Genomic DNA, 13,569 nt, shown 5'->3' with positions numbered 1-13,569 from the left:
GTGTTAGGTTGCACCATGGTTATGGCGAACGAACTGCCGATCGGGGGAGTTGATATTCCCACTCATTTCGAGCGCCACCTGGGCGACCGCACAGCCCAGGGCCTCTATCGCGATCCGGACTATCTAGACGACCTAGTCATCGCCGATTACCTGCAAAGCATCTGGCAGCCCTTAATGGCTTCCGCCCGCCAACGTTCAGAAATCTCTCCCGAGTTAGACGCTGCGTTTGCATGGCAGTTACTCCAAGGCAAAGACAGGACGATTAATGCCTTTGCCCTGCCGGGGGGCTACTTTGGAATTCATCTCGGTTTAATCGGTGCGGTGTCCAGCAAAGACGAATTGGCTTCGGTGCTGGCCCACGAGCTCAGCCATGTGACCCAGCGCCATATTGCACGGCTCATCAGCCGGCAAAGTGAGCAAGCGCCGTGGTTGGTCGGTGCGATGATTTTGGGTGCTATGGCTGCCAGCAAGAACCCGGGCGGAGCGAACGCCGTGATCGTGGGCGGGCAAGCGGCAGCCGCTCAAGCCCAGCTCAACTTCTCCCGCGACATGGAGCGGGAGGCGGACCGTATCGGCTTGGGGGTTGCGGGTCAAGCCGGCTTCGCCCCATCGGGGTTTGTGAGCATGTTCGAGAAACTGCAGCAGGCCAACCGCAGCAACGATTCCGGTAACTTCCCTTATTTGCGCAGCCACCCGCTCACCACGGAGCGGATTGCCGACATGAAGTCCCGCATCCCTGAAGCAAGCAAGGCACCAGACAGTGGCAACATGGAGCACGCCATGGTGGCCGCTCGCGCCCGTCTTTTGTCGAACGCCTCCGTCGACGGACTTCGGTCTTGGTATGCGGAAGCCGATCCGATACGGCTGGAAAAGCTCGCCCCGTTTCAGCGCGCAGCCGCTTTGTATGGAGCCGCTCTGGCCGCCACGAAGCTGCGGGAATTTGACAAAGCGCAGGCGTATGCCGCTGCCTTGAAGTCATTGGTGGCAAGTGACCCCCAAGCTGGTGCGCAGTGGCTCTACCTCCACGCCGAAATGCATATGGCCATGGGCCAGCCCGCGCTGGCACTGTCGCTGTGGGGCGCTGTGTCTACCCCGCCGCGCACACGCGCTGCGCTCTTGGTGTGGGCGTCCGCATTGCTGGCCACAGGGCAAGCGGGGCAGGCTGCAGATGCGCTACAGCTATGGGTGTCAGAGCGACCGCTGGATGCCGCAGCATGGCAGCAACTGGCTTTGGCGCGTACCGCCCAAGGCCGCACGGTGGCCGCAGTGCGAGCCGAAGCGGAGGTGAATGTGTCGCAGCTTGACTACGCGTCCGCCATCACACGATTGAAGGCGGCGCAAGACATCGCCCGCAACGCAGCTCAGGCTGCAGATCACATTGAAGCGTCTATCGTGGACGTGCGGTTGCGCCAGGTTGAGCAGTTACTTCGGGAACAGGCTGTCGAGCGCTGAGTTGATCACCATACCGGCGACGGTATAAAGCAGCGAGCCCAGCAGTGCAGCGCTGAAATCGCGCACCTGAAAGCCGTCCAGTAAGCTGGCGGCCCACCAGAACATGAGCGCATTGATCACAAAAAGAAACAAGCCCAAGGTGAGCAAAGTCACCGGCAAGGTCAGCACCACCAGTACGGGCCGCAGCAGGGTGTTGAACAAGCCGATCACCACTGCTGCAATCAAGGCGGACCCCAAGCTTTGCACTTGGACGCCTGAATAAAAATGCGCCACAGCCAACAAAGCCATGGCGCACAAAAGCCACTTGATCAGTAATTTCATGCGCCCCAGCATAGCACCGGGGCGCATGACTACCACTTAGCTGGCAGATGCCTTGCCCGCCGCCTGGCGTTTTTGGTTCCACCAGCCGGCACCCAGTACCGCCACGATCGCCAGTACATACAACGCCCAACGGGTCGCACTCTGGGTGCTGCTCAAGTCTGCATCCTTGCCAAATACGGATGCCAGCCACGGCTCATGCACCACCATCTTGGCCGCTGTAAAGGCCAGGACCGCAGCGCCCACTTGGATGATGGCCGGAAAGCGCTCCACCAGTTTCAGCACCACATTGCTGCCGAACACGACGATGGGCACGCTGATCAGCAGTCCGATGATGACCAAATCCATCGCGCCATGCGCCGCACCTGCTACGCCGAGCACGTTGTCCACGCCCATGAGCGCGTCTGCCACGATGATGGTTTTCATCGCACCCCAAAAGGTAGTGGCCGACGGGCCATCATGGTCGCCATCGCCCTGGTCGGCCAGCAACTGGTATGCAATCCACAACAATCCCAAGCCGCCCACCAGCATCAGGCCCGGAATCTTGAGCAACCAGACCACGCCCACCGTCATGGCCGAGCGCACCACGATGGCACCCACGGTTCCCCAGATGATGGCTTTTTGCTTCAGTGCGGGTGGCAGGTTACGGGCCGCAAGCGCGATGACGATGGCGTTATCACCGGCCAACACCAGATCAATCAAAACAATGGCCAGCAGGGCGGACCACCAGGGAGCGGACATGAATTCCATCAAAGCACCTCACAACGAAACAAAGAAGCCGTTGCAGGTGGGAGGCGGATAGGACCACGACTCCGCCTGCAATGGGCGTGAATCGAAGGTCTTGCTCGAATATCCAGTCTCGGATACCCCGACAGACCGGAAGCTTGCGCTTCGTATTGACGATCTGGCGAAGCGGCGTGGTGCCGCTTGGAGCTACTCCCCCCCGGAGAAGCGCGCAATATACCACTAGAACTTTTAGGCCTAAAAACTCGAGGGCTTCCCGCAAGCGCCTGAAGTCCGTAGGCCATTCGACCCGTCCACGCGTGCTGGCAGAGCTGCGGTATATGATGCGCCTCCCTCAAAGCCCCTCATCAACCCACTAGCGACAGAACTCCGTGGCCGGCATACACATCACTGATATTGAGTCGGCCATTAACTTTTGGCGTGCGCGCGAGCCCTCGCCGGATGGCGTGTCGCTGCCCGCCCCTACGCGGGCGCTGGCCGAGGTGTATGCCTTACTGGTGTACTGCCGCGAAACAGAGGCCGACGAGCACAGCATGCCGCCCAAGGCGCTCGCGGCCTGGCAAACCTGGTACGAGTCAACGCCCGACACCCCGTGCATTGCCATTTGCTCCACCAGCCAGGGGGACGAAACCTGCAAGGGCTGCGGACGCACCTTTGAAGAGGTGCAACTCTGGCCGGAAATGCGCCCAGCCGAGAAGCGGGCCACGTGGCGCCGTATCACGCTGGATGCCAGCTCCTGGCGTTTCAATCGCTATGCCGAGCGGGCAGCGGAAGCCAAATCACGCAGCTGATTCGCGATCGATCGTGTCGCCAGGTTTGCTATTAAATTTATAGCTACTCGCGCAGATTCCACCTGCGCTAGTGGCCGATTTGGCCCTTGTGCTGAACCCGTTACTTCCAGCGGATCGGCTCGATATCGACGGTGCTGCTGCCGTCCCCTAGCATCAACACTCCCTCTTGGACCGTAGCTTGCAGCTGCATGCTGCGCGCCGCCAGCTTGGCCAAGGCCTGGGAGGTCACGGACGGGATGCGCCACACCTGCAATTTGTCCAGGCGAGTGAGCTTGGTCTCAATGCCTTTCCACCAGATGTCCGCCGAGTGGGCAAAGGGATAGAGCAATACGCTATCTGCTTTGTTACAGGCTTTGGAAATCGGCTTGTCTTCGGGCTGGCCCACCTCGATCCACAGGCGCTTCTGCCCGGTGAAATCAGTGAGTGACACATCCGGATCTTCCGGATCGGACAGGCCCGCCCCAAAGGCCAGCGTGCCATCGCCATTGCACACGCTCTGCAGCTTGTGGGCATTGAAAGCCAAGGCCACCAAGCGCACCATCATGCGTTCATCGGTCTCGCTCGGGTGGCGAGCCAGTGTGAGCGCGTGGTCCGCGTAGTAGCTGTTTTCAATGTCTGCAATCTGCAGATTGGCTTTGTAGATGGTGGATTTGAGTGCCATCAGACGCGCTTTGCCAACTCCGACGCCTTGCCGGTATAGCTACCGGGCGTCATGGCCAGCAAGCGGTCTTTCTCGGTCTGGGGAATGTCCAGCCCGGCAATAAAGCCCTGCATCAGCTCGCGGGTCATCGCGGCACCCCGGGTGAACTTCTTGAGTTGCTCGTAAGGCTGGGGCAGGCCAAAGCGGCGCATCACGGTCTGAATGGGTTCGGCCAGCACTTCCCACGACGCGTCGAGGTCTTCGGCAATGGCGGCTTCGTTGATTTCCAGCTTGTTCAGGCCGGTCATCAGCGAGCTGTAGGCCAGCACCGCATAGCCCAAGGCAACGCCCATGTTGCGTAGCACGGTGGAGTCGGTCAGATCGCGCTGCCAGCGGGAAATTGGCAACTTCTCGCTCAGGTGGCGTAACAGCGCGTTGGCCAGGCCCAGGTTGCCCTCGGCATTTTCAAAGTCGATGGGGTTGACCTTGTGCGGCATGGTGGACGAGCCCACTTCGCCATCTTTGAGCTTCTGCTTGAAGTAACCGAGGCTTACATAGCCCCAAATGTCGCGGCTCAGGTCGATCAGGATGGTGTTGGTGCGTGCCACTGCGTCAAACAGCTCGGCCATGTAGTCGTGCGGCTCGATCTGGATGCTGTAAGGCTGGAAGGTCAGGCCCAGGCCCAGCGGCTCAGGGGTCTCGATGACTTTTTTGCTGAAGGCTTCCCAGTCGAACTCGGGCCAGGCGCTCAGGTGGGCGTTGTAGTTGCCAACCGCGCCATTCATCTTGGCCAGAATCTTGACGTTGGCAATGCGGTCGCAAGCGGCTTGCAGGCGCACCACGACGTTGGCCATTTCCTTGCCCACGGTGGTGGGGCTGGCAGTCTGGCCGTGGGTGCGGCTGAGCATGGGCACGTCGGCGTAGGCGTGGGCCATGTCGCGCAGCTTGAGCACCAGCTTGTCCAGGGCGGGCAGCACCACCACGTCGCGCGAGGCGCGCAGTTGCAGGGCGTGGCTGGTGTTGTTGATGTCTTCGCTGGTGCAGGCAAAGTGCACAAACTCACCGGCTTTTTCCAGCTCGGGGCGGGCTTCAAACTTGGACTTCATCCAGTACTCGACCGCTTTGACATCGTGGTTGGTGGTTTTTTCAATCGCCTTGATGGCTTCGCCATCGGCTTCCGAGAAGTTCTTCACCAGGCCCAGCAAGTAAGTGCGTGCTCCGGGGCTCAGGGGCTTGAATTCGTCAAAGCCGGCGTCGCTCAGGGCGATGAACCATGCCACTTCCACCTGCACACGGCGGTGCATATAGCCCAGTTCGCTGGTCAGCGGGCGCAAGGTGGAGAGTTTGGCGGCGTAGCGGCCGTCCAGCGGAGAGAGGGCGGAAATGGCGGAGAAGGTCATGCCCCGATTGTAGGTTGTGCGCCACGGACAACCCCATGGCCCGTCGCAACCCCCCCTGCTGGATAGAATCGTGATTCAAGTCACAGCAAAGTCCACATGAAACTCATCGGTTCCACTTCCAGCCCCTTCGTTCGCAAAGTCCGCGTAGTAATGGCCGAGAAGAAGCTCGATTTCACCTTCATTCTGGAAGACGTGTGGGGTGCGGACACTCGCATCGCCGACTCCAACCCGCTGGGCAAAGTGCCCTGCCTGGTGATGGAAGGGGCCGAGGCGCTGTTTGATTCCCGCGTGATCGTGGAGTACCTCGACACCTTGTCCCCCGTGGGCAAGCTGATTCCAACCGTAGGCCGCGAGCGGGCTGAAATCAAAACCTGGGAAGCGCTGGCCGATGGCCTGATGGAAGCGGCCATTCTGGCCCGCCTGGAGGCCACCTGGCCCGGCCGTACCGAGGCCCAGCGCAGCCAGGTCTGGATCGACCGCCAGATGCTCAAAGTGCACGATGCCCTTAAAGCGATGGCCCGTGGCCTGGGGGACAAATCGTTTTGCGCCGGCATTCACCTGACCCTGGCCGATATTGCGGTGGGTTGTGCGCTGGGGTATCTGGACTTCCGTTTTCCGGATATTCAGTGGCGTGACGACCACCCCGGGCTCGCCAAGCTCTATGAAAAGCTGGCGCAGCGCCCCAGCTTTGCCGACACTCTGCCGGCCTAAGAACGGCGCGGCCTGGCAGCCCGAATGCGGCTGCAAGCCGCGTGCTTACAAGGCATTACACAAATGCCCTCGCCAAAGCCGGGCGGACTATTTACAGTCTGCCCACTATGCCGACATATAAAACTGTCTATAAATGCCGCGAATGCGGGGCCACCAACTACCAGCCAGTGATTGCGCGGGCCGCCAACGGCGATCTCAAAGCCACGGGGCAGTACAAATGCACCGGCTGCCGCAATGTGTTCCCCAGCCTGCGGGCGTGGTGGGAGCCGCGCCGGCAGGCGGACTTTCAGCCCAGCCAACGCACGCCGCTGGAAATCACCCCGCAATGAGGCGCCTTGAGGCGCCGCATGTGGGCGGTGCGTCAGCTGTTGGCCCGCTTTTTCAGCCAGCGCATCAGGCCGCCGACCAGCGGTAGTTTTTCGTACAACTCCTCGGCCGCATCCCAGTAGTCGCGGTGCAAAGTTACCAAACCCGCCTCGTTGAACACCACGTGGGTGGCGCCCAGAATGACTTGCTCGGTGCCCGGCGAAAAGCGCTTGAACCGGAAGCGGAATTCCCAGGTTAGAAAACACTGCGAGCCCTGCACCACCCGCTCCAGCACCACAAACCGGGGTTGATCCAGTGCCACAAACATGTGCCTGAATATGCGCTGGATGTCGGGCAGCCCGGTCACGTCATTGAACGGGTCTTTGAAGCGGGCGCCGGGGGCGTAAATCTGCGGCAGCTCGGCCACCGTTTGCGGTGTGATGTGCTCAAAGAAGTCCACCATCCGCTGCACGGCGGCGTGGTGGGGGTCGACGGGCGCGTGGGTGGGTGATGCGTTCATAAGGTGGCGCGTTTCACCAGCGCGAAAAACAAACGGTCGGGCAGCAGACGCAGCAGTTGCATCCACAGGGTAAACCGTTTGGGGAAGTGGATTTCAAACCGCCCTTGGGCCCAGCCCTTCACCATGGCTTGCGCTGCTTGGGCGGGGGTGATCAGGGCGGGCATGGCAAAGGCGTTGTTGGCGGTGAGTGGGGTTTGTACAAAGCCCGGGCTGATGAGCGACACGCCCACGCCATGGGCTTGCAAATCGAGGTACAGGGTTTCGGCCAGGTTGATGAGGGCGGCCTTGGTAGGGCCATATGCCAAGCTGTTGGGCAGGCCGCGGTAGCCGGCCACACTGCCCACCAGGCTGATGTGGCCGTGGCCCTGTGCCAGCAGGGCCGGTATCACGGCTTGCAATACATAAAGTGCGCCGGTGTAGTTCACTTGCAGGTGGCGCTCCATGTCGGGCACATCCAGCGTAAAGGCGCGCATGGCGTTGTAGTGGCCGGCGCAGTAGATCACGCAGTCCAGCGGGCCGGCGGCTAGCAGTGTGTGGGCGGCGGCTTGCACTGCCGCCGGGTCGGCGGCGTCCAGCACCAGTGCGCGGCTGCCGGGGTGGCGGGCGACAAAGTCTTGCAAGGCGGCCTCTTTGCGGGCAGACACGGTCACCTGTGCACCCAATGCGTGCAGGGTGGAGGCGGTGGCCTCCCCGATGCCGCTGGAGGCTCCAACGATCCACACCGACTTGCCCTGCCAATCCTGAATGGGCGGGTTCAGCGGCGCAAAGAAACCCCTTGCACGTCTTTTTGCTACTGTTTTAGTAGCGTATGGCGCAGGCTGGTTCTGGGCAAATGCTTGTTTTGGCATAAAAATTAGCGCTTGGTGAACGACAGCGTGACTTCGCCCAGCGTCACCCCGAATTTGCGCATGGTGGCCTTGTTGAGCATGACTTTGTCGGTCATCAGGTACATCCAGTCGGCAAACTGAACGTCGTAGACTTTTCCATCCACCGGCAGGCTCAGGGTGTAGGTCCAGAAAAACGCATTGCCGCGTGCCTGGCCCTGTGCGGTGCCGACCACATCGCCGGCGGTGCCGGTGTACTTGCCATCCGGCAGCTTGGTGAGGCGCCAGACGCGCTTTTGCGTGCTGCCGTCAGAGTAGGTGAAGTCTTCATCCAACACGCCCTCGTTGCCTTGCCAGCTGCAGCGCATGACGACGGTGAAGCGCTTGACCACGGCACCCGAGCGGTCGGTGAAGACGCCATAGGCATCCAGCGTGCCGTTGAAGTAGTTTTGGAGGTCCAGCTCCGGCTTCTCGGCGCGGTACTGGTCGATGTGTTGGGAGGCGCAGCCCCCCAGCACCAGGGCGCTGCCGGTGGCGGCAGCGAGGAGTAGGCGTCGTTTCATGGGGACCTCCGCAGAACAAGGGTGGTGAGCAGAAGTGCCGCCACGGCTTTCAAGGCACAGGGCAGCAGGCAGTAGGCGAATGTGAGGGTGTTGAGCGCCTGCGCATCCCGCGCGCCGGGGGTGTAGCCCAGCCACGCCAGCGCGGGCAGGGCCACGCCGGCGGCCAGGGCGAGGTTGAGTTTGGTGGCAAAGTTCCACCAGCCGAAGTAGGCGCCCTCGGCGTGGCCACGGTCACCACTGCCGGCGATGACGCCCGCCAACAGCGCGCCGGGGATGGTGAGGTCGGTACCCAGCGCCACGCCGGAGAGCGCGCACACCAGAACAAACGGCAGCGTGTCCCCCGCGCCCAGCCCGGCGGCGAACACAAACACGGCGATCGACAAGCCCATGCCCGCCAACCAGGTGCGAGCCAGCCCGATGCGCGCCACCAGCTTGAGCCACAGTGGAATGGCGAGCGCCGCACACACGAAGTAGCTGCCCAAAAACAGCGGCTCGCTCTGGGGCGCGGCCTGAAGCCGGTCTTGCACAAAAAACAGAATCAGCGTGGCGGGGATGGCGCTGGCAATGCCGTTCACCACAAACACGGCCAGCAAAGCGCGGAACGCGGGGCGGCGAAAGGGCTGCCAGATGGAGGTGTCGGGGGTGGGTGACGTGGCGTGCCGCTCAGGCTGCGGTACCTGTGGGCGGGGGGCGCGGCTCCACGCCCACCATCCTGCAGTGAGTGCTATTAAAAAAGTAGCAGAAGTCGCAGATAAGCCGAGGGCTAGAGGCAGAATTGACGCTAAAACGACCCCTGCCAGACCTAAACCTTCCCGCCAGGCAACGATGCGGCTGCGGTAGTGTTCATCTCCTCCCAGCATGGCGCCCCAGCTTTGGTGGCTGATGCTGAGAAAACTGTAGGCGGCGTAGGTCACCAGCAGGCTCACGGTAGCCCAGAGCAACAAGGCATCGGTGCCTTGCACCTGCGGGAAAAACAGCAAATAGAAGCCCGCCCCCAGCAAAGCGCAGGCCACTGCCGCCCGTTGGAGCAAGGTGCCTGCCCCGCGGCGGTACAGCCGGTCGCTCCAGCGGCCCAGTAGCGGGTCGATGAGTGCATCCAGCAAGCGGGCCAGCAGCAGCACCGCACCCAGCGCCGCCAGCGGTACCCCGAAGGCCTTGGCATAGTGGTTGGGCAGGGTGACATACAGCGGCAAGGCCACAAACGCCAGCGGCAGGCCCATCAGCCCATAGCGCCAGCCCTGTGGGGCAGGCAGGGTGTGGGCGAGTGGGCTCATGGTGCGAGGCCGGACAACAGCTCGGTGCGCAAGCGGGGTTCGCTGGTGGTGTCGGCCAACCAGATGCCGAAGAATGCGCGGCTGAAGTCAGCGTCTTTGACCGCCGGCCGGGGCTGGCCGTTGAACCAGAAACGCGCCCCTTGGCCGGGCGTGTGCAGGCCGGTGATGCGGTCGCCCGCCTTCACATCTGGAAACGCGGCGTTCATGGCGGCCAGCCAGCGCTCGGCGGTGTCCGGGGCGATGGGGCCGCTGCGCCGCATTTCGTCGAGGGAGCGTTGGGCGATGGCGCTTCCGCTCAGGCTCCGCAGGTAGCCCAGCTCCAAGGCGAAAGGGTGCTGCCCGTAGGTGGCGGGCTTGAAGCCGGGGGTGACCCACAGGCGGGCGTCGTAAATGTTGAGCCCGAAAAAGCGCATGCGGGTGCTGCCGGCCAAGGTGGCGCCCGGTAGTTCGCTGCTCACTTCGGGGGGCTGCGTCGCGCCGGTTTGTGCCACGGTTGTACTTGCCAGCAGGGGCAGGCTGGCGGCCGCACCCAGCGCGAGCAGGCTGCGGCGGGCGAGCAAGGGGGGGCGCGGGGCGGGGTGGTGCATGGTGGGCAGCTTCGGTGGTGGGGCGGGCTGGCGCTCAGTCCGGCTTGCGCAGGGTGTACTGCACGACATCGATGTTGTCTTCAAGGAATGCCGCCTCGCAGTAGCAGAGGTAGAACTCCCAGATGCGCATGAAGCGCTCATCGAAGCCCTTGGTCAGTACGTCAGCGCGCTTTTCCAGAAAGGCGTCGCGCCAGCGCTTGAGGGTTTCGGCGTAGTCGTGGCCGAACGAGAGTTCGTTCACCACATCCAGGCCCGCAGCCCGTGCATGGGCGCGGAATTCTTGGGGGCAGGGCAGGCAGCCACCGGGGAAGATGTACTGCTGGATGAAGTCGGTGGAGCCGATGTAGCGGGCAAACAGGGCGTCGTCGATCACGATGCTCTGGATGCAGGCGCGTCCGCCTGCCTTGAGTTTGTTGGCGATGGTGGCGAAGTAGGTGGGCCAGTATTCGCGGCCTACGGCCTCGACCATTTCAATGGAGCAGATGGCGTCGAAGGGCGCGTCCGAGATGTCGCGGTAGTCCTGCAGCCGCAAGTCGGCTTGGTTTTGCACACCCAGTTTGCGCATGCGGTCTTGGGCGAAGGCGAGTTGCTCGGTGCTCAGGGTCACGCCGGTGAGGTGCGCTTTGAATTCGGTCGTGGCCATTTCGGCCAACGCGCCCCAACCGCAGCCGATTTCCAGCACCCGGTCGCCAGCTTGCACACCGGTCTCTTCCAGGGCGCGGCGTACTTTGGCTTTTTGGGCGGATGCCATGGGCTGTGCCAGGTTGGAGCTGAACAGCGCGGAGGAGTAGTTCATCGTGTCGTCCAGCCACAGGCTGTAAAACGCGTTGCCCAGGTCGTAGTGCGCGTGGATGTTTTTCTGGCTATTGGCCTTGGTGTTGCGGTTCAACAGGTGCTTGATGCGGTAGAGCAAGCGCCCGGCCCAGCTACCGTAGATCACGCCCTCGACTTCAGCCCGGTTTTTCACCAGCACCCGAAGCAGCTCGGTGAGGTTGGGGGTGGTCCAGTCGCCGGCGATAAAGCCTTCGGCAAAGCCGATGTCGCCGGACTTGAGAGCGGCGCCGCAGACCTTCCAGTTGTGCAGCACCAGGCTGGCGTGCGGGGTGGCGTCACCGCCAAAGCGATGCGCGCTGCCGTCGGGCAACTGCACGGTCAGGCTGCCGTGGCGCAGTTGGCGCAGCAGCTTGAACACGGTGCGGGCAGCGGCCGGTGTGCCGGGGGGCAGGGCGGTGGACGGCTGGGTGGCCACACTGGGGTTCAGGGTGTTGGTGTTCATATCGGTCTCTTGCATTTCAGAGTCAAGGGGTATCGGTCGTGCGGGCAGCCAAGGGTTGGCGGGTGGTCAGCAGCACCGGAGGCACAGGCTTGCGGAAGAAAGGCACTTTTTTGATCCACAGCTTGAGGGCCTGCCAGTGGATGCGGGCTACCACGCCCAGCGTCATGGCGGGGTAGTGCCACAGAGCGTGGCGCTGGCTTGCAGCAGTCAACGCTTCAAGTTTGCCGCTCACGCTGGTTTCTATTAAGGGGCCGTGGGCATCGTCGTAGTCAATACGCGCCACCGTGCGGCTGCGGTCGGCGGTGAGCATGAAGCGGAAGCGGTACCCGCCTTCGACCGGGCAGAAGGGGGACACGTGGAAGACCTTGTCTGCCCGCAGCTCCTGCCCGTAGCGGGGCTGGTCCAGCAGGTAGCAGTGCCGCTCGCCGAAGGTGTTGTTCACCTCCACCAGAATAGCGCGCAGGCTGCCATCTGCCCGGTGGCAGTACCAGAAGCTCACCGGTTTGAAGGTGAAACCCAGCACCCGTGGATAACAGTGCAGCCAGACCTCGCCGATGGCATCCACAACCCCTTCGCGGTGCAGCAGTTCGTCCAACCACGCCAGGGCGCCGCCTTGCTCCAGCGTGCGGCCATCGCCATGGTCGCGGTCAAAAAAGCTCAGGGCTCCGGAGCGATTGCGCGCGAGTGCGCCGCTGCCATGGCGCGCCATGCTGCGCAGGGGCAGCATCAAAAAGTAGGTGCCGTAGACAAAGGCATTGCGCACCGGTTTGAGCCGGGCATGCCGCACCTCCCCAAAGCCGATCAGGGGCACGGCGTGGTCTGGGGTAGCAGCGAGGGCGGGCATGGTGGGCAATGGGTTCAGGGGGCTTCCAGTCCCAGCCGCGCCTTCAGAAGGCGGGCAACTTCCAGCCCGGACTTGAGGCCGTCTTCATGGAAGCCGTAGCCCGTCCAGGCGCCGCAGAAGTAGGTGTGTTGCTGCCCTTGAAGGGCAGGCACCTGTTGCTGCGCTTGAATGGCGGCGAGGTCAAACACCGGGTGGGCGTAGTCAAAACTGCCATGCACCAGGGCGGGGTCGATGTCGCTCACCGGGTTTAGGGAGACGACCACGCTTTGCGCAAAAGGCAGTGGCTGCAACATGTTGAGCAGGTAGTGCAGGCAGACCCGTGCGCTGTCCTGGCCAGCGTCTGCGCTGCGTTCGTAGTTCCATGCAGCCCAAGCACGGCGGGCTTGTGGCAACACACGGGTATCGGTGTGCAGCACGGCGCGGTTGGGCTGGTAGCGGATGGCGCTTAATATTTCACGCTCTGCGGGGCTGGCGTCACCCAGCAGGGCCAAGCTCTGGTCAGAGTGGCAGGCCAGCACGACTTCGTCAAAGCGCTCGGTGTGCCCGTTCATGCTCAGCGAAACGCCCTGCGCGTCACGGACGATGTGTTGCACGGGGGTATTCAGGCGCTTATCGGCAATCTTTGCGATGATTTTCTCGACATAGTGCCGGGCGCCCCCGGTCACTGTCCACCACTGGGGCCGGTTGCTCACCTGGATCAAGCCGTGGTTGTGGCAAAACCGGATCATGGTGGCGACCGGAAACTGCAGCATCTGGTCGGTCGGGCAGCTCCAGATGCAACCCAGCATGGGCAGAAAGTACCAGTCGCGGAACTCGGCCGAGAGTTGGTGCTGTACCAAAAACTCGGAGAGGGGCTGCATCAGCTCCTTTTCGGCGTTGCGTACCGCAATGTCGGTGGCCAGGGCATTGAACCGGAGCACGTCCCGCAGCATGCGTAAAAAGCGCGGGTTCACCAAATTGCTGCGCTGGGCGAACACGGTGTCCAGCGACGAGCCGCTCCACTCCAGGGGACCGCCACGCTTGGCTCCGGGCACCTGCACCGAGAAGGACATGTCCGACTTTGCCGTTTCCACGCCCAACTCCGCAAACAGTGCAATCAGCTGGGGGTAGGTACGCTCATTGAACACCAGAAAGCCGGTGTCCACCCCATGGGTGATCGGGCCGCTGGGGCCGGGCAGTGTCACATCCACCGTGTGCGTATGCCCACCGAAGTAGTCGCCCGCTTCCAGTAAGGTGATGTCGACCAAGCCTCGCAGGCGGTGCGCAACCGCCAAGCCGGAGATGCCGGAGCCGACGATGGCGACTTTCATGTGGCGGCT

The 13,569-nt window shown here is 62.6% G+C and carries 16 protein-coding genes; 4 read left to right on the top strand and 12 right to left on the bottom strand.

Going from position 1 to position 13,569, the window contains the following annotated elements:
• Positions 1–21 precede the first annotated feature (21 nt).
• Positions 22–1,452, top strand: coding sequence for a M48 family metalloprotease (locus FDM28_RS02870; RefSeq protein ID WP_240791878.1), 1,431 nt, complete (start codon positions 22–24; stop codon positions 1,450–1,452).
• On the opposite strand, the gene FDM28_RS02865 is transcribed toward FDM28_RS02870, so the two are convergent.
• Positions 1,423–1,773, bottom strand: a complete 351-nt coding sequence (locus FDM28_RS02865; protein WP_138512836.1) for a phage holin family protein — start codon at positions 1,771–1,773, stop codon at positions 1,423–1,425. The two genes, FDM28_RS02870 and FDM28_RS02865, sit on opposite strands and share 30 nt — an antisense overlap.
• 36 nt (positions 1,774–1,809) lie before the next feature.
• Entirely contained in the window at positions 1,810–2,520 is a 711-nt protein-coding gene (locus FDM28_RS02860) for a TerC family protein (RefSeq protein ID WP_138512834.1), read from the bottom strand.
• A 365-nt stretch (positions 2,521–2,885) separates the two neighbouring features.
• Here FDM28_RS02860 and FDM28_RS02855 point away from each other — a divergent pair, with 365 nt between their 5' ends.
• Entirely contained in the window at positions 2,886–3,305 is a 420-nt protein-coding gene (locus FDM28_RS02855; RefSeq protein ID WP_138512832.1) for a DUF3717 domain-containing protein, read from the top strand.
• A gap of 100 nt (positions 3,306–3,405) precedes the next feature.
• On the opposite strand, the gene FDM28_RS02850 is transcribed toward FDM28_RS02855, so the two are convergent.
• Both FDM28_RS02850 and purB read right to left on the bottom strand, forming a co-directional pair.
• On the bottom strand, positions 3,406–3,966 hold the full coding sequence (locus FDM28_RS02850) for a YaeQ family protein (protein WP_138512830.1): 561 nt from the start codon (positions 3,964–3,966) through the stop codon (positions 3,406–3,408).
• Positions 3,966–5,345, bottom strand: a complete 1,380-nt coding sequence (gene purB, locus FDM28_RS02845; RefSeq protein ID WP_138512828.1) for an adenylosuccinate lyase — start codon at positions 5,343–5,345, stop codon at positions 3,966–3,968. The genes FDM28_RS02850 and purB overlap by 1 nt, the downstream gene beginning before the upstream one ends.
• A gap of 96 nt (positions 5,346–5,441) precedes the next feature.
• Here purB and FDM28_RS02840 point away from each other — a divergent pair, with 96 nt between their 5' ends.
• Positions 5,442–6,056: a glutathione S-transferase C-terminal domain-containing protein gene (locus FDM28_RS02840; protein WP_138512826.1), complete on the top strand. Its 615-nt coding sequence runs from the start codon at positions 5,442–5,444 to the stop codon at positions 6,054–6,056.
• Positions 6,057–6,163: 107 nt separating this feature from the next.
• A complete protein-coding gene (locus FDM28_RS02835) occupies positions 6,164–6,385 on the top strand; it encodes a hypothetical protein (RefSeq protein ID WP_138512824.1) in 222 nt (73 codons plus the stop codon).
• A 32-nt stretch (positions 6,386–6,417) separates the two neighbouring features.
• Here the strand turns inward: FDM28_RS02835 and FDM28_RS02830 are convergent, their stop codons facing one another.
• The 8 genes from FDM28_RS02830 to FDM28_RS02795 are packed head-to-tail and all read right to left on the bottom strand — an operon-like array spanning position 6,418 to position 13,560.
• A complete protein-coding gene (locus tag FDM28_RS02830) occupies positions 6,418–6,882 on the bottom strand; it encodes a nuclear transport factor 2 family protein (RefSeq protein WP_138512822.1) in 465 nt (154 codons plus the stop codon).
• On the bottom strand, positions 6,879–7,730 hold the full coding sequence (locus FDM28_RS02825; protein ID WP_138512820.1) for an SDR family NAD(P)-dependent oxidoreductase: 852 nt from the start codon (positions 7,728–7,730) through the stop codon (positions 6,879–6,881). The genes FDM28_RS02830 and FDM28_RS02825 overlap by 4 nt, the downstream gene beginning before the upstream one ends.
• A 5-nt stretch (positions 7,731–7,735) precedes the next feature.
• Complete coding sequence (locus FDM28_RS02820; RefSeq protein ID WP_138512818.1) at positions 7,736–8,269, bottom strand: DUF3833 domain-containing protein; 534 nt, start codon at positions 8,267–8,269, stop codon at positions 7,736–7,738.
• Positions 8,266–9,543 (bottom strand): MFS transporter, encoded by a 1,278-nt coding sequence (locus tag FDM28_RS02815; RefSeq protein ID WP_138512817.1) that lies wholly within the window; start codon positions 9,541–9,543, stop codon positions 8,266–8,268. Before FDM28_RS02815 ends, FDM28_RS02820 begins: the two co-directional genes overlap by 4 nt.
• Positions 9,540–10,130, bottom strand: a complete 591-nt coding sequence (locus tag FDM28_RS02810) for a chalcone isomerase family protein (RefSeq protein WP_138512815.1) — start codon at positions 10,128–10,130, stop codon at positions 9,540–9,542. Before FDM28_RS02810 ends, FDM28_RS02815 begins: the two co-directional genes overlap by 4 nt.
• Positions 10,131–10,164: 34 nt before the next feature.
• On the bottom strand, positions 10,165–11,406 hold the full coding sequence (locus FDM28_RS02805) for an SAM-dependent methyltransferase (protein WP_138512813.1): 1,242 nt from the start codon (positions 11,404–11,406) through the stop codon (positions 10,165–10,167).
• 22 nt (positions 11,407–11,428) lie between these two features.
• Positions 11,429–12,250, bottom strand: coding sequence for a DUF1365 domain-containing protein (locus FDM28_RS02800; RefSeq protein WP_138512811.1), 822 nt, complete (start codon positions 12,248–12,250; stop codon positions 11,429–11,431).
• Between the two features lie 14 nt (positions 12,251–12,264).
• Complete coding sequence (locus FDM28_RS02795) at positions 12,265–13,560, bottom strand: NAD(P)/FAD-dependent oxidoreductase (protein ID WP_138512809.1); 1,296 nt, start codon at positions 13,558–13,560, stop codon at positions 12,265–12,267.
• Positions 13,561–13,569: the final 9 nt, after the last annotated feature.

It is taken from the genome of Rhodoferax bucti (genome assembly GCF_005876985.1).
In the GTDB taxonomy this organism is placed as follows: Bacteria; Pseudomonadota; Gammaproteobacteria; order Burkholderiales; family Burkholderiaceae_C; genus Allorhodoferax; species Allorhodoferax bucti.
This window is presented reverse-complemented; position numbering and strand designations above follow the sequence as displayed.